This window comes from Campylobacter sp. S4:11 (assembly GCF_024723695.1).
Lineage (GTDB): Bacteria > Campylobacterota > Campylobacteria > Campylobacterales > Campylobacteraceae > Campylobacter_D > Campylobacter_D jejuni_C.
This window is the reverse complement of the sequence record NZ_JANQDC010000084.1, coordinates 1-617: the sequence shown is the minus strand read 5'-3', so window position 1 is coordinate 617 and position 617 is coordinate 1. Positions and strand designations below refer to the sequence as shown.

The 617-nt window shown below is 26.1% G+C and carries 1 protein-coding gene; it reads left to right on the top strand.

Features of this window, described 5'->3' with window-relative positions; genetic code table 11:
* Positions 1–617 (top strand): 6-hydroxymethylpterin diphosphokinase MptE-like protein (locus CAMP5053_RS08295; protein ID WP_337217647.1); only part of this gene is annotated, 617 nt, incomplete at both ends.

Sequence of the window (617 nt, the reverse complement as noted above, 5' to 3'; positions counted from 1 at the left end):
TTGTTTTGTTTTACCAAACAAATTTTAACAATCTAGTAAATTTTTTAGAAAATAAAGGTATAAACACTCTTTTAAGATTATACAATCTTCATATTAAAACCAACTATTATGAAAAAAACTACAAAGAAAATATTTTAAATACCAATTCTATTGCGCTAAAAACCATTAAATATATAACAGACACAAAAGGAAATTCCCCACTAGACTCCTTCGAAGGCATCACCCAACTTTTACACAATCTACCTTATCAATTAGCTAATCCTAGTTTAAAAGACTTACTAAAACAAAGAAAAGGTAAAATAGAAAATGCTATTATAGTTTCTACCGGTCCATCTTTAATTAAACAATTACCTTTATTAAAAGAATATGCTAACAAAGCTAGTATTATATGTGCTGATACAGCATATCCTATACTAGTAAAACATAATATAAAACCTGATTACGTATTAGCTTTAGAAAGACATGATCTTGTTTATCAATGTTTTGAACAAGACAATCAAGAATTTGATAAAGATATATTATTTATTATAGCTAGTGTAGCACATAAAAGTGTTATAGATACTTTAGAAAAAACAAAGAAACCATACATATTAGTACATAGACCACTGCCTTTTTCT